This is a genomic window from Undibacterium cyanobacteriorum (assembly GCF_031326225.1).
Lineage (GTDB): Bacteria > Pseudomonadota > Gammaproteobacteria > Burkholderiales > Burkholderiaceae_D > Undibacterium > Undibacterium cyanobacteriorum.
The window spans coordinates 270349-291499 of record NZ_CP133720.1 but is presented as its reverse complement, the minus strand read 5'-3'; the positions used below and the strand labels follow the sequence as shown (position 1 = coordinate 291499).

The 21151-nt window shown below is 49.0% G+C and carries 18 protein-coding genes; 4 read left to right on the top strand and 14 right to left on the bottom strand.

Annotated elements, in window-relative coordinates:
- Positions 1-333 precede the first annotated feature (333 nt).
- A complete protein-coding gene (locus RF679_RS01245; protein WP_309482412.1) occupies positions 334-1821 on the top strand; it encodes a serine hydrolase domain-containing protein in 1488 nt (495 codons plus the stop codon).
- Positions 1822-2048: 227 nt separating this feature from the next.
- Positions 2049-2363 (top strand): hypothetical protein, encoded by a 315-nt coding sequence (locus tag RF679_RS01240; RefSeq protein ID WP_309482411.1) that lies wholly within the window; start codon positions 2049-2051, stop codon positions 2361-2363.
- Between the two features lie 155 nt (positions 2364-2518).
- Here RF679_RS01240 and RF679_RS01235 read toward each other — a convergent pair whose 3' ends face one another.
- The 4 genes from RF679_RS01235 to RF679_RS01220 form a co-directional block, all read right to left on the bottom strand.
- Positions 2519-2905, bottom strand: a complete 387-nt coding sequence (locus RF679_RS01235; RefSeq protein WP_309484058.1) for a VOC family protein — start codon at positions 2903-2905, stop codon at positions 2519-2521.
- 825 nt (positions 2906-3730) lie between these two features.
- Positions 3731-5902, bottom strand: a complete 2172-nt coding sequence (locus RF679_RS01230; protein WP_309482410.1) for a TonB-dependent receptor plug domain-containing protein — start codon at positions 5900-5902, stop codon at positions 3731-3733.
- Positions 5903-6348: 446 nt separating this feature from the next.
- Positions 6349-7287: a DUF6279 family lipoprotein gene (locus RF679_RS01225; RefSeq protein WP_309482409.1), complete on the bottom strand. Its 939-nt coding sequence runs from the start codon at positions 7285-7287 to the stop codon at positions 6349-6351.
- 347 nt (positions 7288-7634) lie between these two features.
- Positions 7635-8330, bottom strand: a complete 696-nt coding sequence (locus RF679_RS01220; RefSeq protein ID WP_309482408.1) for a DUF2711 family protein — start codon at positions 8328-8330, stop codon at positions 7635-7637.
- 568 nt (positions 8331-8898) lie between these two features.
- Here RF679_RS01220 and RF679_RS01215 point away from each other — a divergent pair.
- Positions 8899-11166 carry an acylase gene (locus tag RF679_RS01215; RefSeq protein WP_309482407.1) on the top strand — a complete coding sequence of 756 codons (2268 nt, stop codon included), beginning with the start codon at positions 8899-8901 and terminating at the stop codon, positions 11164-11166.
- A gap of 87 nt (positions 11167-11253) precedes the next feature.
- Here RF679_RS01215 and RF679_RS01210 read toward each other — a convergent pair whose 3' ends face one another.
- From RF679_RS01210 to RF679_RS01180, 7 genes are all read right to left on the bottom strand, one after another.
- Complete coding sequence (locus RF679_RS01210) at positions 11254-11679, bottom strand: hypothetical protein (protein ID WP_309482406.1); 426 nt, start codon at positions 11677-11679, stop codon at positions 11254-11256.
- Positions 11680-11770: 91 nt separating this feature from the next.
- Positions 11771-13183 carry a TonB family protein gene (locus RF679_RS01205; protein ID WP_309482405.1) on the bottom strand — a complete coding sequence of 471 codons (1413 nt, stop codon included), beginning with the start codon at positions 13181-13183 and terminating at the stop codon, positions 11771-11773.
- On the bottom strand, positions 13180-13728 hold the full coding sequence (locus RF679_RS01200) for a hypothetical protein (protein ID WP_309482404.1): 549 nt from the start codon (positions 13726-13728) through the stop codon (positions 13180-13182). The genes RF679_RS01205 and RF679_RS01200 overlap by 4 nt, the downstream gene beginning before the upstream one ends.
- A 185-nt stretch (positions 13729-13913) precedes the next feature.
- Positions 13914-15068 carry an acyltransferase family protein gene (locus tag RF679_RS01195; RefSeq protein WP_309482403.1) on the bottom strand — a complete coding sequence of 385 codons (1155 nt, stop codon included), beginning with the start codon at positions 15066-15068 and terminating at the stop codon, positions 13914-13916.
- A complete protein-coding gene (locus RF679_RS01190) occupies positions 15065-15808 on the bottom strand; it encodes a hypothetical protein (RefSeq protein ID WP_309482402.1) in 744 nt (247 codons plus the stop codon). Before RF679_RS01190 ends, RF679_RS01195 begins: the two co-directional genes overlap by 4 nt.
- Positions 15805-16698 carry an ABC transporter ATP-binding protein gene (locus RF679_RS01185; RefSeq protein WP_309482401.1) on the bottom strand — a complete coding sequence of 298 codons (894 nt, stop codon included), beginning with the start codon at positions 16696-16698 and terminating at the stop codon, positions 15805-15807. The genes RF679_RS01190 and RF679_RS01185 overlap by 4 nt, the downstream gene beginning before the upstream one ends.
- Complete coding sequence (locus RF679_RS01180) at positions 16695-17153, bottom strand: GntR family transcriptional regulator (protein ID WP_309482400.1); 459 nt, start codon at positions 17151-17153, stop codon at positions 16695-16697. Before RF679_RS01180 ends, RF679_RS01185 begins: the two co-directional genes overlap by 4 nt.
- 349 nt (positions 17154-17502) lie before the next feature.
- Between RF679_RS01180 and RF679_RS01175 the strand changes: the two genes are divergently transcribed.
- The gene (locus RF679_RS01175; protein WP_309482399.1) at positions 17503-17928 is read left to right on the top strand and encodes a hypothetical protein; all 426 of its coding nucleotides are present in this window, start codon (positions 17503-17505) and stop codon (positions 17926-17928) included.
- A 115-nt stretch (positions 17929-18043) separates the two neighbouring features.
- On the opposite strand, the gene RF679_RS01170 is transcribed toward RF679_RS01175, so the two are convergent.
- From RF679_RS01170 to RF679_RS01160, 3 genes are all read right to left on the bottom strand, one after another.
- Positions 18044-20053 carry a M56 family metallopeptidase gene (locus tag RF679_RS01170; RefSeq protein ID WP_309482398.1) on the bottom strand — a complete coding sequence of 670 codons (2010 nt, stop codon included), beginning with the start codon at positions 20051-20053 and terminating at the stop codon, positions 18044-18046.
- Positions 20054-20065: 12 nt separating this feature from the next.
- Positions 20066-20455: a BlaI/MecI/CopY family transcriptional regulator gene (locus RF679_RS01165; protein WP_309482397.1), complete on the bottom strand. Its 390-nt coding sequence runs from the start codon at positions 20453-20455 to the stop codon at positions 20066-20068.
- A 194-nt stretch (positions 20456-20649) separates the two neighbouring features.
- Positions 20650-21117 (bottom strand): glycosyl-4,4'-diaponeurosporenoate acyltransferase CrtO family protein, encoded by a 468-nt coding sequence (locus RF679_RS01160; protein ID WP_309482396.1) that lies wholly within the window; start codon positions 21115-21117, stop codon positions 20650-20652.
- Positions 21118-21151 lie beyond the last annotated feature (34 nt).

Genomic DNA, 21151 nt, shown 5'->3' with positions numbered 1-21151 from the left:
TAAGATATCCGTAGCGCAAAATCTCTCTCGATATGAGGGCATCAAACGACACCAATATGAAGGAGATCTAGACAAGATCAATTCAGTGAAGAACCGCTCCAATCATTCCACGATGAGGCCGATCTTCGCTGCACTGCAAAAGGATGCGTACCTGACAGATTATAGAGACTTCTGCAAAAGGTCGCTGATCACCCTTCCACTCCATTAAAAAGACTTTGGGGCGATCGAAAGAGTGGCTCGAGAGTAGCGCCCAAATAGCTTTGCGAAATTGTTGTCGCTTCTGTTGAAATTTCTATGCCATACTCGGCTCCTCAAATTTTGTAAGGATGCCACATGCAAATCAAATATTTGGCTGGACTCATACTGCTCGCGATGGGATCAGCCCAAGCGCAAAGTTTTCCAGCAACGTCGACGGCCACGCTTCCACCTGACCAACAAATTGAGCACGTGATCCATAAGCTCGCGCCAGGTATTGTGGTGAAGGGTGAAGCGATTCCTTACCAAACACTGGCAGCGACCATGGCTAAATTCAAAGTGCCGGGCGTGTCAGTCGCGGTGATTGTCGATGGTAAGCTGGCTTGGGCGCAGGGTTTCGGTTTGAAGGCCGCAGATAAGAAAGATCGTGTGAATCCCACTACCTTATTTCAAGCCGCTTCAATCAGCAAACCGGTCACCGCCACCGCCATGTTGAAGATGGTGGAACAAGGTATGTTTTCGCTTGATACCCCGATCAACACTTATCTCAAATCTTGGCAACTGCCCGACAATGAATTCACCAAGGCTGAGCCAGTCACTTTGCGCCGCCTCGTCACACATTCGGCGGGCCTGAATGTACATGGTTTTCCGGGCTATGCGGCGGGTGCACCGATTCCGACCGTGCCACAAATTCTGGATGGAGAACAACCCGCTAACACGGAAGCGGTGCGGGTCGTGATGACTCCAGGATCAAAGTGGCAGTATTCAGGCGGTGGCACCACCATCATGCAATTGGCGATGACTGACACCAGCGGCGAAGCATTCCCGTCCTTGATGCAACGTTTGGTACTGGCACCGATGGGTATGAGCAATAGCGCGTATGAACAAGCACTCACCAGCGCCAAACAAAATCTGGCGGCTGCCGCGCATGATGAAAAAGGTAAAGTCATCGCTGGTCGTTGGCATACTTATCCCGAACTCGCTGCCGCAGGTTTGTGGACCACACCAACGGATTTGAGCAAATGGGCGATCGAGCTTGGAGATGCACGCGCTGGCAAGTCGTCCAAAGTCTTGTCACAAGCGACGGTGAATGAAATGCTGAGCGAACAAAAAGAACCCTCGGGCTTGGGACCTATGGTGCATGGCAAGGACGAGGCCATGTATTTCGAGCATGGCGGTTCCAACGAAGGCTACCGTTGCTTTGTGGTGTATTTTCCCGCCTTGGGTCGCGGTGCGGCGATCATGACCAATGGTGATGGCGGAGCATTTGTGTATCGTCCCTTGCTGACCGCGTTGGCGACTGCCTACAACTGGCCCGACTTCAAACCACGCGAAATCGAAGCGGTGAAGCTTGATGGCAAGGCCGCACAACAATACCTCGGCGAATATCCATTCCCTGCTAACTCACCGAAAGAGAAACCACCATCTGTTTTTGTGAATCTGAAAAAAGGCGAGTTGATGATCACGGTACCTAACTTTGTTCCAAGTACCCGCGCCGTCATGCAAACCAATGGCAGCTTGATCACACCAGAGAATGGCTTCGAATGGGCGTTCACGAAAGACGATGCTGGTCGCGTGATTGGGATCGAGTTTAACGGCAGAAAATTGCCGAAGAAAATGCGTTAAGGCTCTTCCGGCCACCACCATCCTCTGTTTACTCGTTCCTCGTTTTTATTGGAGCGAGTAGATCCAACTAAAACTGATGTGTAGCCAATTCCTGCAGCTGCCGCAGGTGCCCAGTAATCACCTGGCTTCGGACAATTTAGTACTGTCCACGTTCGATCGGCCTTTTACCTACTATGATTCACTGACGATCAAGACCGAGAACTTTAGCGCCGAACTTTCGTGGTCGCGTGCTGATCCTGATCAATGGCGGTAGCTTTTCCACGACGTCTGAATTTCTCACACAAGTTCATACACGCGGTGGCGCCACTTTCATTGGTCAAGGGTCGGGTGGTGCGTATTTCGGCTGCACCTCAGGCAATCAAATGACGTTAACTTTGCCGAACACCAAAGGGCGCTTGGTCGTGCCGCTGTTGAACTATCTGCTCAGCACACAAGCTGCGCATGAGGCAGATCGTGGCATGTGCCGGACTATCCAGTCCAACGCAGCACTAAGGACTATCTCGAAGGACACGATTCCGAGTCGGAACTGGCGCTCAATCTAGCGAAACAAGGGCTCGTTCACCAATCAAAGAAGTAGCGGGTCGAAGAAATTGCAAGCCGGAGTATGAATCAAAAGAGTTTCTGTGGAAGACATCGAAGCACAGATCTCAACGGGAACGGCGCACTTCGACATCCACTCTTTTTCTGAAATTCGCTTCTACGAAGCTTGCACCGCCGTGCACAACTCGACCAACACGCCATCTCGATCGGCGACATAAGCAATCGTCTGCCCCCATGGCATTTCCTTTGGTTCTTGCATCAGACGTGCGCCAGCAGCGACGGCTTTTTGCACGGCTGCCGACACATCATCAGTCACGAGCGCAATCTCAAAGACCGGATGTTTGGGGTCGGCCGCCACCGCATCTTTCCCCATTTGTTGGATCATCTCACGCGAACAAAACGCCAACGCGGTCGCGCCAGTCTCTAACTCACCATAGTTTCCGCTTTCATGAAGAAAACGTGTTTGCAAACCAAAAGCTTGCTCATAGAAGGCGAGGCTTTGCTCGACATTGCTGACGTAAAGGATGGTGTAGGCGAATTGCATCATGACTCCACTCAAAAGAAATTACGAATCTAATCTTCCACTCGACCAGTAAAAGGGCGATCTGCGAGGATAAAGCGAAATACCGAACTTGTCTCGCCTATACACACAAAAATTCGAGATTCGGGATCAAAGCGCTAAAGCAATACCCAAGGTATCGCGCAAATGCACCATACAATAAAGTAAATTTGATTTAAAAATTCTTAGTTACACTTCCGCACTCATTTACTTGCCATCAGGTCTTGTCTTAAACAATTTAATGCTCAATACGGCAGCAGTTGTGAGCCGATGTGTTCGACATCCAGCTAGAACCTTGAGTCAAGTGAATACTCCCTAAGCACAACTTTCCCGTTTGATGGAGGTCGATTCTATGAAGTATCTAGTTCTTTCACTTGTACCAGTTAGCGTTTTCTTAGCCGGCTGTGAAACCTCGCCGCATCGATTAGCTATGATTAGCGCAGGATACACAGGCTGCCCGATTGAGGACAATATTGTGAAGCACCCCAAGCTCTACTTTGAGGGCATGTCATGGAGGGTGACTTGTGGAAAAGCAGAGTACATTTGCACTAGCGTGTCGAGTGGTGGAGAAAGCGTCGAAAGTCGCTGCGCGCGGGCCAAAAAAGAGGAAGACTTACCCTAAACAGGACGACGCTTTTCTGGGAAGACCAAAAAGAATTTGAAATGATCGAAAATTCTAGATTCTGCGATTTCGATTTACAGCATCGCCTTCACCGCAAAGTCACAATTAAAAAATCTAGTCGCACTTAGTAGAGCGCGGCTAGATTTCTTTTTCGGTCAGAACAGCAGACAACTCAAGTCAGTTCAAGCTCAGAACTTGTATTCGTAAGTCACACTCAAGTTGCGCGCGGTTGGCACTGCTCGTGCGGATTGACTACGAGAATTACCAACGCTTGCATAGGACAAGTTATCGTAAGCTTTTCCGCCAAGTGCATTATTGACGGCGAAGCGCAGCTGACTTTGCTTATCGAATTTCCACAATGCATACAGGTCGACATTCTTCGGTGTTTTCACATACTGACGTTCAGTCAAACTAATTTGCTGCCAGTGTGAATCTTGAATCTTGGCGCTCAAACCGGCCGTCAACGGAATATCTTTCGCACGATAATTGGCACCGAAAGTCATCACATATTTGTACGGTGTCAAAGAATTGTACGGAGAGGAAAAATCCTTCACGTCAGACCAGAAGTGTGAATAGCTCGCTGAGAAATCCATGTCAGGGCCATTGTCCATCACACGCTTCAATGGAAATTGCGTGGACAATTCGATGCTTTCACTCTGCGCACTGCCCGCATTCACAAACTTCTTCCAGAATGCATTATCGGCTTCAAAAACCACTTCACGATGAATGTCGTCAATCGATTGAACCTTGGCGCGCACCGCATAGTTCAGTCCATCTTTACCATTGTGTTCAAAGGCGGCATCGACGCTCCACGACAATTCAGGACGCAGGAACGGATTACCGACGATATTTGGATTTTCGATGGAGTTGTTCACCACATAAATCTTCGGCATCAAGAGCTGCGTACCTTCAGGCGCTTTGAAAGTGCGCGACACACCGAGGCGAATACGCTCAGTATTTTGAGGATCAAGCTGCCACATGGTTTGCACAACAGGGCTCAATACACTGGCGCGGTTATGAACTTTATCACCGAAATTATTTTCAGTACGAATCCCTTGTGATTCCCAACGCAAACCCAAAGACACGGAAGAATTCTTCTTGAATTTCCAATCGTCTTGCGCAAAGAACGCGGCATTATCCATCACCGAGTTGGCGCTATGAGGACGGAAGATACTGTTTTGGCTCGATGGGAAGCGATCGATTTGATTATTTTCCACATCAACGTCGGCGCGCCAAGCAGTCCATCCAATCACCAAGTCATGTTCTTTGTTAGTAGGAATACTGAATTTGCCTGTCGAGATACCGACCAATACATGCACATCGGTGTTGAGATCACGGTTAAACGACAAAGCCCCATTCGGTTGATAGTTTTGCGTGTAGGAACGCGCAATGTAACTCTGTGCTTGGAAACCCGCACTAACATCGACACCGATCTCGTTGTCCAAAGTCGTCACGGCTTTCAGCGTGCTGCCAAAGTTGGTACCACGGTTATTGTCATGGGATGTGGTTTTACCAATCTCAAATACCCGACCCGAAACATTATTGTATTGACTGATCGTGTCACCGTTAAAACGATTGTGAGCGAAAATCGAAGTTGAGGTCAGATTAATATTGGAATCGGTTTTGTATTGAATACGTGGCGCAATGCGGATCGATTCATCGCTACGTTGAGCATGCTGCACATTCTGAAATTCGCTCTTCGCGCCAGTGAGCACATTTTCATTGACGAAGTTAATCGTCGAGTCAGAAGGCTGCCCTGCACTCATGCGATCTTTAGACAATGCCACGCTCACAGTGTGCGACAAATTGCCATCTTTCCCGGAATGAAACCAATCCAAGCCACCATTATTTTGGAACATATGTCCCACACTGGCCTTGATACTGTGCTGCGTATTTGACGCCGCTTTTTTCAAGATAATATTGATCGTGCCGCCCATCGCTTGCGTACTAAACTGCGCGTTCGCACCGCGATAAATCTCAACACGTTCGATCATGTTGAGAGGAATATCCTCAATCGTAATACCACGTGGAGCTTCGCCATCAATCAAAATCTGCGTGTAGCCTGCCGCCATGCCGAGTAAGTGCAATTTGTTATTGGTAACCTGCACGCCCGGCACACGTTTCATCGCATCAACGATATTCGTATCGCCAAAACGCGTCAATTCCGCATTGCTGACAATAGAACGGGAAGCCGTTTCAGTACGGGCGAACTCTTCTTGCGATTTGCCTTTCACTTCGACCTGTTGCGGCTGCGCAGGTTTCGCTTGAGCCTTCACCTCACCGGCTTGCTGCGCTTGGACAGACACCGCGAGAACATTACAAAGAATCAAAGTGATGACGGAACTTTTTGGGAATTGCATAGATACCTCTACATAGAAAAACGCTGTGCGATGAATTAGCGAACACGCTAACAATGGCTCGCACTGTATCGAATTTCAAATTGAGAGATTATGATTTTGCGACGAAGTGTCGAAAATGAGGCGTGAAAAATCAAAATATGAGCTTGAGTTCCTTCAATCTCATGCAGATTGAACAGAATCGTATTGCCAATCAATCCAATTAATGAACGCTCAATGAACACTCAATTTATCTTACTTGCGGAGTTTAGAACGACTAGTGGATGCAGCAAAAGGTCATCAAAGAGGGGCTTAGTCTGAGTGGTTTGCTCGGAGGTTCTCGTGTGTCTTGATTGTGCTTAATTGTGCTTGATTGTGCTTGATTGTTCTCGTTTAGTTCATACGATTACGCTACGCTAATCGTACTTCCCGTGCATTGATCAATGAATCAAAAAGAACTTGATGCCATTCTATTTCTTAGCGCTGAGATACTTACAGTCATCAATCCAGTTCTGCAATTTTTGGGTTGCGTGCGTCTTCTGAGCTGGCGTGGCAAGGCGCAGAAGGTTCGGTAGCATGGTTTGCATAGCCATACGAGAATTCTCTGTTTGCGAGCGGCGCTCGGCGGAATCTGCCGTTTCGAACGACGTCATTATGAGCTTTTGCACCATTGCTTGAGCGGCTTCACGGCTCGGCTTTTCCGTTTGGATGTGTGTGATTAACTGCATTACCAAGCGTTGGCGCGCCATGCTTTCTTCTAACCACTGTGCGTAATTAGCCGGGTGCTTTTCGAGGTGGCGAGTAATCAGTGCTTCTTGCTCACGATTGACACTACCGAGCCACTCATCGACTTGCTTTAAGAATTTCTTACGACGTTCTTTGGCTTGTTTTTCGGGAGTGAGATCCAAGTATTTGTCCCGAAAGTCTTCATTGTTTTTCTCGAACTTGCGCGCCAGATACGCTTTTTGCGACTCGTCCATACTCAACACAAAGTCGGTCAACTCTGGCACTGCCTTCAACAAGGTGACTTGGAGGTGTTGCTCAACTTGTCGATACACCGCTTCTATTTCAGCTGGTCCCGGATTAGCAGCCAGTACGGTTTGCATTTGTCCCAATGTCTGCGCGTATTGCGGCAGCTGGCTGCTACGATGCCAGCTCAGCAATTGCGCGATATCGCGCTTGACCTTAGCCTTCTGAGTGCTATTAAAATCCACATAGCCATCCATCCACCAGTAAGCCAAGGTGTCTGCATTGTTATAGCCTAGGCGCGCTGTGCTACAGCTCCCCAACACCAAGGTCAGCATGAGCGCCAAAAAAACGCGCGGCCACCGCAGCCACTGCTGCCTCTGATATGGGCCTGAAGATTCGGTCAACGATTGAAACGAAAAGGCTGGTGTTGTGGCGCTCATAATGTCCTCCTTGCGGTCGCAAAGATACACGATTTTGGTTTTTTGTGCGTATCGTGAGGACGGTTCAGAGGGCGGGTAATGCTGTATGCGTTACACTTTGAGCTGTTCTTTGAGTTGTGCTTAGATGCAATCACCCATGAGCCTCCGTTGTCAGTGAATTTGGGATTACACCTCAGTCTAGTAGGTGCGATTAGCAAAGCGTAATCGCACGCATGTCATCTCATTTGACACAAGCGAAGGCATCATCGCACGAAGTGTGGGATCAAATGCCTAACTTAAACGATCCCTCAAGGGGAAGTACTTAGCCGCATGAGTTATCGAGATAGCCTAAACGCCAAAACTTAATACTACTCTCTCAAGCTCCAATGCACTTCTGTGCTCGGAGCGCAATAAAAGCCTTCAACTCGCTCAGCAACACGAGCTCGTTCGAGGTCTGTGCGTGTGCCGCATAAGAAGCTGAAGTGACTGTCCCAATGAACAGTCCACAATAATGAGTGATCTGCCGAAAAAATATTGCTGTGCCCGCCGATCGGTGTCGACTCCGCCTTGCTCAACTCGTCGATCCAGTAGAGTTTGCGCTCGGTACAAAATTCATCGCCGAACCATGCCCATTGATGACCAAGATCTTTGAAGATCGCCATCACCGATTCATAATGAAATGGCGAATGTTCGCCTTCCATGGGCGGCATCACCGCGCCCGAGTCATATAAGGCTTCTAGCTGATGCGCATAAGTTTCCCACATGCGCTCCGAACGAATCCCATGAATTTGTGTCCTCAAGGCGAGATCGACTGCAGCTATGGACGGCAGTTCCGCCAACTTCATCACCTCCGCCCACGGTACTGGTGCACAAAGATTGACCAACTCTGCTTGTGAAGGATACATAGCAGGACAGAAGCGCTCGGTGGAAATTTGGGTCGGCTTGATAAACGGATTGAAGCACACATACACCGCGTCAAACACCCCCGCATAATAATCAAGCACCACACCTTCGCGAGGGCAAGAAGCGTAAATATCGGAGGCTGGCAGGATGCGTTCAGTCATGTAGTGAGCTCGATTCGTTTGTCGGAAAAATTGGCGTTCGGCGGGTGCGAAAAATGCAAGGCCATATTGCTTACGCAGGTACGTCTCTTCGACTGATTGCATTTTAAACAAAGTTAAAGAGCGCGTGGTCTATTTTGGACGGGAGATGTGGTTTGGAATCGATCGTGCATGCACGTGGAATGTCTTTGTGCACACGCCTTCGAAAGAGTGGGCAAGGTGCATCGTCGCTGGTTCGTGCGAGCTTCACTGCGCTCGTTATGATCGCCAGCCTGTGCGCGTTCCTACGATTACGCTGCGCTAATCGTAGCTACGGGGTATTCGTCGATTGCGAACTACTGATCAGCTCGATCCGTTTATTGCAGTCGTCCATTGAACTCTTGTCTTGGTGTTGATGTCCATAGCAGGATTACAGGATTCGAACTGTGCTTGACGGAAAACCACAGCAAAGTTGAACTGGAGGGCATGGCACAACAAGCCGACGCTCGTTTTTTAGTATCATCTGTGATGGCTTTCCATACGAGGCAGATTCCCCATTGAACCCCAAACTATTTACGCGCGGAGTTTTACTATGTTTTCTCATTTGACGGTCAACCAAGTCTTAAAGAGTCTGCTGCTGTCGTTTGCTGTGTCTTCAGCCAGTTTCACGAGTGAAGCTAGTGCATCTAGCGCGACTGAAGAATTCGTCACCAACACTGCAGACAAAAAGTCAGACCGCGTTGAACTTCAGCGTTGGCAAGCGACCGCTAAGCGGGTCAAGATTTTGCGAGATAAATGGGGGATTCCGCATGTGTACGGCAAGACCGATGCGGATGCCGTATTTGGTTTGTTATATGCGCAAGCCGAAGATGACTTCAATCGTATCGAACGCAATTACATCAATGCCTTAGGGCGCTTGGCCGAAGTGGAGGGTGAGGCTGAAATTTGGCGCGATTTGCGCATGAAGATGTACATACAGCCCGAAGCCATGCAGGAGAAATATCGTCAGAGCCCAGCATGGTTGAAGAAACTGATGGTGTCATTTGCCGACGGCTTAAATTACTACCTGTACACCCATCCCGAAGTGAAGCCTAAACTCATTACGCACTTTGAGCCTTGGATGGCATTGAGTTTTAGCGAAGGTAGTATCGGTGGCGATATTGAAGAGATCAATCTCAAAAATCTCGCGCAATTTTATTCCGGCGAAAGTTCACACTTAGTGGCCGACATTGGTAAGGGTTTTGACGTCGAACCCCGTGGCTCGAATGGCTTTGCGATTGCTCCGAAATTAACCGCGAATGGTCATGCTTTGTTGATGATCAATCCGCATACGTCATTTTATTTTCGCCCTGAGGTCCATGTCGTCAGTGAAGAAGGTTTGAATGCCTATGGCGCCGTCACCTGGGGACAATTCTTTGTCTACCAAGGCTTCAATCAACATCTCGGTTGGATGCACACTTCCGGCGGTGCCGATGTGATCGACGAATATCTTGAAACCGTCGTTGAAAAGGACGGGCAGCTCTTTTATCAATACGGGGCTGAGCTGCGCCCCATGCAAGTGCGTTCGATCAAACTTCCATATAGAACGGCAAACGGTATGACCAGCAAAACCATCAAGGCCTACTTCACACATCATGGTCCCATCATTCGTGCACAAAATGGTAAATGGGTTGCCGTCAAAATGATGGAAGAACCGCTGAAAGCCTTAATGCAGTCTTACGGCAGAACCAAAGCCAAGAACTACCAAGAGTTTTACGAAGTCATGCAGCTACGCACGAACTCGTCTAACAATACGGTTTATGCTGATGACAAAGGCAATATCGCCTACTTCCATGGCAATTTCGTACCGAAGCGTGACCCGCGATTTGATTGGCGCAAACCGGTCGATGGCAGTAATCCAGCGACTGAATGGCAAGGCTTGCACGAGATCAAAGAGACCATTCATTTGTTCAACCCATCAAAGGGTTGGATACAAAACACCAACAACTGGCCGTTCACTGTTTCTGGTGCCGTCGGCTCGCCAGACTCGAGCAGTCCGCTACAAAAAGACTATCCACAATACATGTGGGCCTTACCGGAAAATGCACGCGGCATTCATGCTTTACGTGTGCTCGAAGGTGCAAAAGACCTCAACATCGACCGCTTAATCAGCAAAGCTTACGACAGTTACTTGACCGCCTTCGAACCGATGATCCCTGCGCTGCTGCAAGCGTATGAAGCCAGTGAAGATGCCGCCCTCAAACAACAGCTGGCTGCACAAGTCGCCAGTCTCAAAGCTTGGGATTTACGTTATGCGGTTGACTCCGTGCCGACTTCGCTAGCCATTTACTGGGGGCAGGAGATGGTACGTAGCTCGGCAGAGAAAGCGCGTGTGATGGAAGTGCCTGTGCTCAATTACATTCGCGATCACATCAGCCCACAAGAACGTCTACAAGCTTTGCAGCGCGCCAGTGACAAACTCACGGCGGACTTTGGCACTTGGCAAACCCCTTGGGGTGAAATCAATCGCTTCCAACGCATCAGCCCCGCGATTGCACAAGAGTATGACGATAAACAACCGAGCTATCCGGTCGCCTTCGCCTCAGCCAATTGGGGCTCGCTCGCTGCCTTCGGCATGGTCGCGCCACAAAAAACCAAACGTATTTATGGCGACCGTGGCAATAGCTTTGTCGCCGCGGTAGAGTTTGGTCCACGCCTCAAAGCGAAGAGCATTTTGGCGGGCGGGAATAGCGGCAATCCGCAATCCAAACATTTCAATGATCAAGCGGAAATGTATAGCAAGGGTGAATTCAAAGACGTGTTGTTTTATCCTGAAGACATCAAGAAAAACTTGGAGCGCTCTTATCACCCTGGGCAGTAATGAGGCAGGCCAGATTGGCTTATGGCATGACGCCGTATCGGAACGGTCAAGGCGTGCTGCTGGTCCAGCCGCCTTCACCGCCTAGCCTTATGCTTGAGTATTCTTAGACCACCGCTGCGCCTGCAAAACCAGCCAAAAACCGGCGAGTCCCAAACCAGAACCCGCCACGAAGGGGATAGTCCATAGCTTGCCCCATCCCCATCCAGACGAGGATATTCCGACTAGAAGCGCTGCGAGTATAAAACCCACTTTGCCAAGCGGGCGTGTACCAAGCGCTGTGAGGGTCGAGATATACAAGCAAAGACATCCTGCAACACTCAGCACCAAGCTAAGGAAGGCTGTTGCTCCGACCTGAACCAGTTCCCAATACACGGGCGCAAAGTAAGCCGTAGCGAGTAGATGGACCCCAATCAAACTAGCCAATCGGTAGCGAGCACGCTTCGAACAGACATACGGTTCGACATGTTGGGTTTCATTTTCACTCAACGGCGAATATGGGTTTTCTTGATGCATGGAGAGAGATTTTAAAGAGACTAGATACTGACTAGATACCCTCATCGCAAACGACGAGATCGCGCTACACGACGAGGGTATCTTGGGATGATCACAGCTCACGCAGAGCTTGTTTGTTTTGGTAGTTCGTTAAGTGAGCTTGCAGCAATTCCGTTGGCAGTGCGATCGATTTAGCATCACTGATTGCCTTTTGTTGCCATTGCACGGCGTTCTCAAAATCTCCGTTTTCGGCATACACAGCGGCGGCCGTGCGATACCATGTTTGCTTATCGGCATAATCCTCAGTGATTGTTTTCAAGTATTGCAAGGCCAAGGCGCCGTCGCGTTGTGTCGCATTGGAATGCGTAGAGAGTATCCAAGCGAGTTTCAATTTAGCGCGTTCATTGATAGACAATTGCCCATGTGCCGCCTTGTTCAACCAGTACATGCCTTGCTCTTCATTCTTCTGCAAACGCGTGCCATTGAGGAGTTCGACTGCCAGCATGTACTGTGCGTCGATCAAGCCTTTCGATGCGGCTTTGGATAACCATGCAATACTCTTCTCTGGATCAGATGCAGACATTCTGCCGTTCAGGATGTTCTGGCCAAGGAAGAAACTCGCTGCAGCATGACCATTTTTTGCCGCTAACAAGTACCACTTATTGGGATTCTCATCCGCCCCTTCACGTGGCTTAAACTTTGTAAAGGTAGGGAGAATTTCGAGCATATACGCATAAGTGAACTGTTCCCCTGGGTCGCCCGCCAAAGCCTTTTCACGTTGTGCAAGAAGCGCTTTTTCTATTTGCGCCTCATTGGAGCTCATGCCACTGATTGAGAACCTGAAACGAATCTTATGACCTTGTGTTTCGACCACTTGACCATTCACGATCGCTGGTTGATATTGCCACTGGCGAACCGCGCTTAGCACAACTTGCGAGAATGTCTTGTCTGAGCTGCCATACACAATGTGGTCTTTGGTCGTGCCATCTTTCGCGATCGTCAAAAGCACGTCCACATTACCAAATTGCCCACCTCTCAACATGCTGCGCGGATAGTCCGGATTGACTTGTTTCAAGATGCGCACTTTTTGATTGCTGTCTTTTTCGTCCAGCAACACAGGTTTTAAGTTCTCATCGATCGCCGCTACGCTATATTTTTTCAGAAGCACTTGGTAGGCCTCATCGGCTTGCCGTTTTTGCTCGTCTGAAAGATCTTTGTAGATCGTCAAATGCAAAGCCTTGCCTTGATATTCTGGTGCCTGTGCCGCCAAAGCCAACCATGCATAGGCTTGGACAGGATCGCGGGCGACGAATTCACCGCGGAAGTACATGACACCCAAATTAAACTGCGAGGAGATGTCACCAAATTTTGCAGCTTGTGCAAACTCACGATGCGCTTTCTCGAACTCACCCTTCGCGTAATACTGCAAGCCCAGATCAAAATCGGCACGCGCCGCGCCGCTCACCAACACCAAGGCCAGCGCTAGTGATTTACACAAACGCATACCCAACTTTCCATTCATCATTCTGCTCCCATCTTGTTTTCAGCGGCATCTGCCATTTTTTCATATTTCACTTCTTTGACTTCAATAGACCCGGTTTTAGAAAACAGGCGTAATTTTCCGAAAGAAGTATGCGGCTTTACTTGTAAGACCTCACCATCGACCGTCACGCTAACGCGCATGTTCTCATCCCATTCAATACGCAGATTGACATCACTGTTGCGATCGAGCGTCTTCCCAAAGTACTTAAAGGCGAATACGCCACTCTCAGTGGAATACCTTACCGAGGATTCAAGTTTATTCGACGAAGAACTCCCGCCGAACAAGACCTGGATCGGTGCTTGCTCAACTTCATTATTAGTTTCGAGAGCAACTTGAGTGCTACTACCCTTCACCACGCGCAACTTAACATCGATACGTCCTGGTTCGCGGTAGAGCGGCATACGCCAATCTTGGACTTCACCAAGCTGCGTGTTTGGTGCGGGATAAGTCCCGGTCATTGGTACAACACAGCCAGCGAGCAACACACACATGCTACTAGCGGCAATTAAAGACAAGCGTTTCATCATGTATCTGAATTTTTTGATCGGAATTTTTAAAAAAAACAGTGCGTGAGTATCCTGTATTTTCAAAATTACCACAACCTTGATCTGAAGCGAATGGCCGAATTTGATACATACGATTGACATATGCAGAAGTGACCTGACCTGGGCATTCAAGCGTGGTCATTCAATGTTTGATGGAACGCGGTCGCTCATCGACCGCGCTGCTGTCCATTTAAGAAGCGCCCAAGCATGCGTCCACGCACCAAGAAGTGGTAGGTGAGAAAGGCGATTCCCAAGACTGTTCCGACGGAAAGAAGAAGCTTTGCGCTCCAATGTAGATTCACATCCATTAGGGGAATTTGGATAGCGAAAATCAAAGGCAGATGCACCAAGTACACCCAGTAAGACGCATCCGCGATATAGCGTAAGAAGCCATGGTGTACATCGAGCCAACGTTGACCGGCGATGAGACATACCAGTGTCATCCCATATCCTGCATAAGCTTGCAGCAGCGCCAAGATGACTTTTGAAAACCAATCAGTCTGCGTCATGCCCTTCGCTTGAAGAAGATAGAGAAACAGCGCATAGGCAAGAAGAGACGATAACAATAATCGAGCTACCTGCGGTTTGAATTGATCGAGCCATGCGGCTTGGTGGGATAAACGAAATCCCATCAGGAAATAAAACCCATAAAACAGCAGGGCCCACCATTGCGGGAAAAGACTTTCCGGTGCGGGAAACGGCGCTGGCACACTCATCAGCGCAGGCACCAACAACAAGGGTGCAAGCCAAACTTGGGAGATTGGCGCGATGGCCGCTAAACGGTGCAGATATTTAGCCCACTCCAAAGTGAATGCCACCCACACCAAAATGCAAAAACACATCACATAGGCGAGGAACCACAGGTGGGCGAGCGTTGGCGGCGCAGTCGCTGCGTTTGGATCAAGCACCCACGGCTTAATCATTTGCAGCAGCGGTGACAAATTCTCCACTTCAGTCACCGCGCGACTAATCAGCCCGGTCATCGAAAAATACACCAAGGGCCAAAAGGCCAACAGCGGCAAAACAATGCGCATAAAGCGGTTCTTCAACATACCGGCTATGCCACGTCTTTGCACCAACAAGGCGGCGAAGAAGCCCGTCACCACAAAAAACAAGGGCATGCGAAATAGATGGAAGAACCATGCAAAGAGATCGATGATGAAGGATTGCCCACGATCCGCCGTGGGCCAAAGTGGATGCGCCAAAACGCTATACGCCAGCGCGGCATGAAACAGCACGCCTGTTAGCATCGCGATCGCGCGCAGATTGTCCATGTAGTGCAAGCGAGGGTTCGCTTCTGACATCTGCGCGCTGGTATTCATAAAAAAGAATCCTTGCGACGATAAAAGTTACGCGCAATGGCGAGTGCCAACAGCATGACACTCAGTTCCACCGCAAAAATGGTCAAAGCTTCTGGACTCAAGACGATGTCATTCGATTGGATCTTTTTGCCGATGCTCTCAATGGTGCCAATGAAGACCATGAATGGCCCCACAAAAGTCGAGACCGCGATTTGTACGAAGATATTCCATCCCTCTGATTCTAAGATCAGGCCCGCGCTCAGCGAAATAAAAAAGTTCATGGCGAGGAAGCCGTAGATCAAAAATGACCAGATCAAAATGCCATCAGGTAGAGGCGTGAACAACACCAAGAATGCCGTGCCTGCTAACACTATCGTGAACGGTACGAGATACAGCACCAAATTCGCGAGAACCTTGCTCCAAAAGAAGGTCATCGGCGTCAATGGCAAGCTCATCATGAAGCTCAGTGTGTGCTCACGACGCTCATTCAACAGCGAAGTCTGAATCGCAAACCCACCGACACAAATCAAAAGTACCAGCAAGGTCAAGCCGCCTGCATAAAAGGCCCAAGTCTTGGCCATACCAATCAGCGTCAATCCAATCAACAAGCCAATCACATAGGCAGCGAACTGTTTTTGGTACATCTGAAATTCTTTGACAATCAGCCGTTTAATCATCTGTCGAGTGTGTTGGGCTTCACTATCTGTGTGCGTGGTGTGCGAACTTGGTCGCCCCTCGTATTGCGTTTGCAAGCTCATCATTTCTCTCCCGCGCGAACACTCGTCACAAAAATATCTTCCAAGTTCATCGGCTCGACCGCACTCACCGTAAGATTCATCTGCGCCAGTCGTGTTTCGAAGACGTCGCCGGCATTGCGCACTTTCAGCTCGATGATGGAACCGCTATGGCGCGCACTGATGACTTCTGGCAAGTCTTTGAGTTGCTCTTGCCAAGGTCCCTGACAGATAATGCGGCGCCAACTGGATAAGAAAGTTTCCTTATCTTCAGAGGCCACCAATCGCCCTTTGTGAATAAAACTAATGGCATCGGAGAGCTGCTCCACATCGCCCGTGTTATGCGAAGAGAACAAAACACTGCGCGACTCATCTCGCAATACATCTGCCAAGGCCTCCAAGACTTCGGCTCGTGCAACGGGGTCTAATCCTGTGGTCGGTTCATCGAGCAGCAAGAGTTTGGGACGACGCGCCAAAATCAACAGCAAGGCGGCTTTCACTCTTTGTCCGTGCGAGAAACCACCTAACTTCTGTTGTGATTTCAGATCAAAACGCTGCAGCAATTGTGCGGCATAGGTTTCATCCCATTCCGGAAAAATTCCCTGAATAAAATCCATATGCCAACGCAAGGTCTGCGTTTTGTAGAGACGCATATCTTCAGAGGCGTAGCCCACTTCACGCTTCGCGGCCACCTGTGCTTCAGGTAAGCGATGACCACACACATCGACCTCACCGGCATCGGCACGTATCAAGCCCATCAAGATCCGCATGATGGTCGATTTACCGGCACCATTGGCACCGACCAAGCCCATAATCTGCCCGGTGGGCAATTCGAGATCGAGCGGATGCAGCGTGAAGTCAGCGTAGGTTTTCTCGACCCCACGCAAGGAAATAGCAAGATCGGTTTGCGCGTTCATTTGAGTGTCCTGGTTGCCGAAGCGGCAGTGCTGTTTTTGGAGTGATCCGCTTTCGGGCTGGAAGCGTCGTCTGAAACATTCGCCGCCATCGCAAGGCCCACATGCTCAACGACCTCTTTCTTACCCATCCCGAGTTTCTGAGCCGCTCCCACCATCCCAATCAGATGCATATCGAATTCTTCGCGCAAGAGTTGCTTCGCCAAATCTTGATTCTCGGCGACGAACGAGCCCTTGCCCTGCCGAGTTACGATCACACCCGCACGTTCTAATTCGAGATAAGCGCGCTTCACCGTGATCACACTCACACTACTCGCGCTAGCCAATTCCCGAATGGACGGCAAAGACTGCCCCGGTCGCCAATCACCGGCCATGACCTTGGCAGTAATCTGCTCCATGATCTGTTCGTACATCGGCGTACTGTCGTGATTCGAAAGAAAAAGTTTATCTGTTGTCATGATCGACCAGCCTATTGAGGTTCCGTGCTTAACTGAGCATATTAAGTATATACAGATAAATACAGGAGTCAAGACTTTATTGCAGTTGCTGATCGGACGGTTTTGAGTGCCAAGCAAGAAAAACCGGATTGAAAGCTCTGTAGCTCATAAGCTTAGTAGGTGCGGTTAGCAAAGCGTAATCGCACGCAAGGTTCTAAGTTTTCGACGTTCGTGAACGCACAACAAAATATGGCACTTGTTTTGGAAGATGTATGAGATATGGGAAACAACGGCTTGCATGCGTACGATTGCGCTTTGCTAAGCGTACCTACTACGTTCATAATTTGAATCTATACTCAAACAACTGCCCATGACTTTTGTCTTTGAAAAAATCGATACAGCGAGAGCTCGTACACTTGCCAGCAGAGTGAACTTACCGCTCATTAGTGGTGGCAATCAGACCCTCATTGATAGGGAATGTGGGATTGAATTGTATAGCCTTGGTGGCGGTGGTTCTTATCCACAGCGCGGAGATGATCCCCCAAGTCTATGGTGCTTTATGTTTCAAGAAGAAGCTATCGCGCTAGCAACACGCCATGAATTTCAAATGGAGCACGGAAAGAATGTCGCCTACATTCATTTCGAAATATTCTCCATACCGCCCCATTTGGAGCGAGAAATTCCAGCGATAAAGCCTCACCTTCAAAAAACTTTCACTACCTATCTTAGCCATAGCTACAGATCGGAAATTGCGGCGAAGTTAATATTTCCAGATTCGAATCTGGATAAATGTTAAGTCCAGAAAGCCAGCTCGAAGGGCTTAGAATCAACAAAGACCAGGACTTGAAGTTGAACGCGAACTGGCTGTCATGTTTAACACTGTTCAACCTCAAGCTATGCTCCTCAACCGTCTATTTACCCGCTCTTTCGCTGACGGGTTCGGATTTCGGGTTCGTAGTCATTTGTGGGGTTTGTTGACGATCATAATTTGCGCGCCATGGCCAGTAGCCATTGGCATCGAAATTATCACGCGTACTTTCAGCGTTTCTCGCCTGCTGCGCATAGCGCTGGCTAAGTGTCATCTGCAAAGCTTCATTCACTGATTTTTCCTTCACAGCGAATTCGTAGTAGCGGTCTTCCGCTAGCGCGCGCGCTCGACCGATCTCCTCTTCACGCATCAGTCGACGCAGATCTTCAGGGATAAAGCTCAATGTTTGTAGGCTCGTTTTCATCGTGCTGACATATTGATTGTAGCAATCGATTTTCTTATTGAGTGCCTGCAAACTTGTTTTGAGTTGAGTGACTCCCATATTGCTCTCGCTGAGATCCGGGGCTGGGCACACTTTATCTTCCCACTTCAAGTTTCCACCATCAAATTCCTCGGTGTAAAAGCGAATCTCCGATTGGCGGCGATCACGTTCTGCAAACATCTCAATGAATTGATGTGCGCGTGTCCGTCCTTGCATAGCGGCTTTGCTTAACCATAGTCGCGCGGCTTTTTGGTCGGCAGTTGTACCCTCACCATACCAAAACATTTCACCCAATGCTTCTTGCGCCTCAGCGACTCCTTCGTTGGCAAGCTCCGCGAATAACTTGAATGCGTACGCTGGATGGTCCTTCCAGGCCTGATGTGCTTGACTCAAGCGTGTGTCACTGACGGCTTCTGAAGTAAGCGTTGGTGGTGTTACGGCGCTCCCTTGGGCCGCGGGCTTGGCATTCGGCTCTTTGGCCAATGCATTAGATGGAGAAACAGGAGTTACCTCTGCAGTTTTTTCTAAAGTGGCTGTGTTGGTTGTTAGTTGTCTTTGGTGAAGATTCATTCTTGAATCATCATAAGGAGCTTTATTCGTTGCGATTACAAAACGCGGAATGGCATAGCTCACCGCGGACAAACCAGTAATCGCAAAAACACCGAATACCAACAAAACTTTTCTTGAGAGAGTTGAAGTGCGCATGTTGTCTTCCTTGATAAGTGAGTGGACTCTCTGAGATAGAGAGGAAGGCCTTGCCATCGCTAGAGCAAATTGAGGATGCGCTGTGATTTGTCGTTGTGCGCATTCCAGTAGAGTTTCGGTATACGTTTCAAGCGTTTGATGTTGTAGCGCAGCGCGATCACAATCGAATTCAGCAAGTAGATCAAGTTGTGCTAAGGCATAGCGATTGAAGATCTGAAAGAAAAAGAACCGGCGCATCAGCTGATAGGCAATGCGCCAACGATGATCTGCTCTACGCCAATGCGCAACTTCATGCGCCAACATGGCTTTACATTGATCTTTCGTCAGCGTACTCAGAGCCCAAGCCGGAAGAAAGACGCAGACGTTCGGCGCAAGTAAGGGGCTTTGCCACGCGTCGCCAGTACGGATGACAATAGTTTTATTGCTTAAACTTAATCGCTTCGCAAATTGCTGGAGATCCTCATCCTTCAGCTTCGGCATGGAGTTGATTTTACGATTAAGGTAGCGCACTGATACCACAACACTGATGATCGAGAATACAGCAATCGCGCACCATATCGCGAGGACGGCTTGCGTAAAGAATTGCCAGCGATTGGACAGACTAATAGCAGTGATGGCAGTTGAGTCTGCGCTTCTAAATTCAGATGCGGCGAGTGCTTGATGTGTTGGTGCTGTTGTACTTAACTTGGTTGGCAGCGTTTCCGTATTCACGTCCCTCGGGGCAGATATCGCCAATGAGCGTTGGATCGAGTTATCAACGGGTGTTTGCTCGGTATGCGAATGATTCCATGCAGCTTGGAGGCCAGCCGTCACGAGTGCACCGAACAGCGCCAAACGCCAAATCATTTCAGCCATGCGATGATGGCGAAGGTAGGAAGAGCGGTGGACGACTGCAGCGCAGGCTAACAGCACACTACTGTGCAAACAATAGGCGAGCAGGAAATTCAAAAGCAAATCTTGTTGCATGACTTATCCCTCTTACTTTGATTGAGTACGATCTTTCAACGATGTGCGCATTTGCTCCAAGTCCTCGGGCTTGATTTCATCCTCTCGAACCAGGTGGTTAAGCAGGGCACGCGCGTTTCCCAAGAAGAGAGACGAAAGCAATTCCGAAACCATGGATTTTTGAATGTCGGATTCACTCACATTAGCTGAGTAAAAAAATAGCCGGCCTTCTTTTCTGGCGCTAATCAGTCCTCGTTTTTCTAAGCGACTCAACATAGTGGCGATCGTGGTATGCGCCAACGAACGTTGCTCACGCATTGCTTCAACCACGTCGCTGACAGTCGCCTCAGAGCGTTGCCACAGGATGCGCATCAGAGCTAACTGAGGTTCGCTTAGTGAGACACTCTTATTGTCTTCTTCCATTATTCGACCCAAAAGCTGGAAATTCAGAAAAACTACATTCGTAGTACTACTACTGTAGTTTATGCTTTTTGCAAAGTCAATAGCTTTTTTATCAAAGCGTTTTAAATAGGAAAAATGCCTACGATGAGACCTTGCTAGTCACAGAAGAGGAAGCCTGCACTTCCTCTTCCAACACGAAAAAACAGAATTGCGGATTAAGATTTACGTCGCTCAATCGCCGCGATGAGCTGATACAGACGGCGCTTGTTGTATTGCTGAAGCATGCAGGGATAGAGGTTGCCGAGCACATTTAATACGACGAAGCTAAGACCGATCTTCGGCCCGAAGTTCATCCAAGCATAGATGGTTGCCACCATCATCACGACAAAGCCGACCCAATGTGAAACCTCGGCCGCGGCGATGTGTTTGCGAATATCCTTGAGCAATTGCAAGTCGCGATTTTTGGGGATTTTGATTTGGGTGTTAAAAAAACGCAGCGGCGTCGCCAGCAAAATCTTGCGGTACAACGCCACCCCGAATCTTTCGTAGGTCTTTTCATCGGCAAACAAAAACCGCCCGCTGATTGATTCATAGATAGCCATGCGGCGCAGCGCCAGATCGACAAAGACACCAATGATGAACGACAAAAACATCATTGCGACAGCATTGTTGAGAATATTCACTCTTGCTTCCTTCAAAGTCTACAAGACAACATTT

Coding starts and splice junctions, on each gene's coding strand:
- RF679_RS01245 (WP_309482412.1), top strand. CDS start 334: ATGCAAATCAAATATTTGGCTGGACTCATACTGCTCGCGATGGGATCA.
- RF679_RS01235 (WP_309484058.1), bottom strand. CDS start 2,905: ATGCAATTCGCCTACACCATCCTTTACGTCAGCAATGTCGAGCAAAGC.
- RF679_RS01230 (WP_309482410.1), bottom strand. CDS start 5,902: ATGCAATTCCCAAAAAGTTCCGTCATCACTTTGATTCTTTGTAATGTT.
- RF679_RS01225 (WP_309482409.1), bottom strand. CDS start 7,287: ATGAGCGCCACAACACCAGCCTTTTCGTTTCAATCGTTGACCGAATCT.
- RF679_RS01220 (WP_309482408.1), bottom strand. CDS start 8,330: ATGACTGAACGCATCCTGCCAGCCTCCGATATTTACGCTTCTTGCCCT.
- RF679_RS01215 (WP_309482407.1), top strand. CDS start 8,899: ATGTTTTCTCATTTGACGGTCAACCAAGTCTTAAAGAGTCTGCTGCTG.
- RF679_RS01210 (WP_309482406.1), bottom strand. CDS start 11,679: ATGCATCAAGAAAACCCATATTCGCCGTTGAGTGAAAATGAAACCCAA.
- RF679_RS01205 (WP_309482405.1), bottom strand. CDS start 13,183: ATGATGAATGGAAAGTTGGGTATGCGTTTGTGTAAATCACTAGCGCTG.
- RF679_RS01200 (WP_309482404.1), bottom strand. CDS start 13,728: ATGATGAAACGCTTGTCTTTAATTGCCGCTAGTAGCATGTGTGTGTTG.
- RF679_RS01195 (WP_309482403.1), bottom strand. CDS start 15,068: ATGAATACCAGCGCGCAGATGTCAGAAGCGAACCCTCGCTTGCACTAC.
- RF679_RS01190 (WP_309482402.1), bottom strand. CDS start 15,808: ATGATGAGCTTGCAAACGCAATACGAGGGGCGACCAAGTTCGCACACC.
- RF679_RS01185 (WP_309482401.1), bottom strand. CDS start 16,698: ATGAACGCGCAAACCGATCTTGCTATTTCCTTGCGTGGGGTCGAGAAA.
- RF679_RS01180 (WP_309482400.1), bottom strand. CDS start 17,153: ATGACAACAGATAAACTTTTTCTTTCGAATCACGACAGTACGCCGATG.
- RF679_RS01175 (WP_309482399.1), top strand. CDS start 17,503: ATGACTTTTGTCTTTGAAAAAATCGATACAGCGAGAGCTCGTACACTT.
- RF679_RS01170 (WP_309482398.1), bottom strand. CDS start 20,053: ATGCAACAAGATTTGCTTTTGAATTTCCTGCTCGCCTATTGTTTGCAC.
- RF679_RS01165 (WP_309482397.1), bottom strand. CDS start 20,455: ATGGAAGAAGACAATAAGAGTGTCTCACTAAGCGAACCTCAGTTAGCT.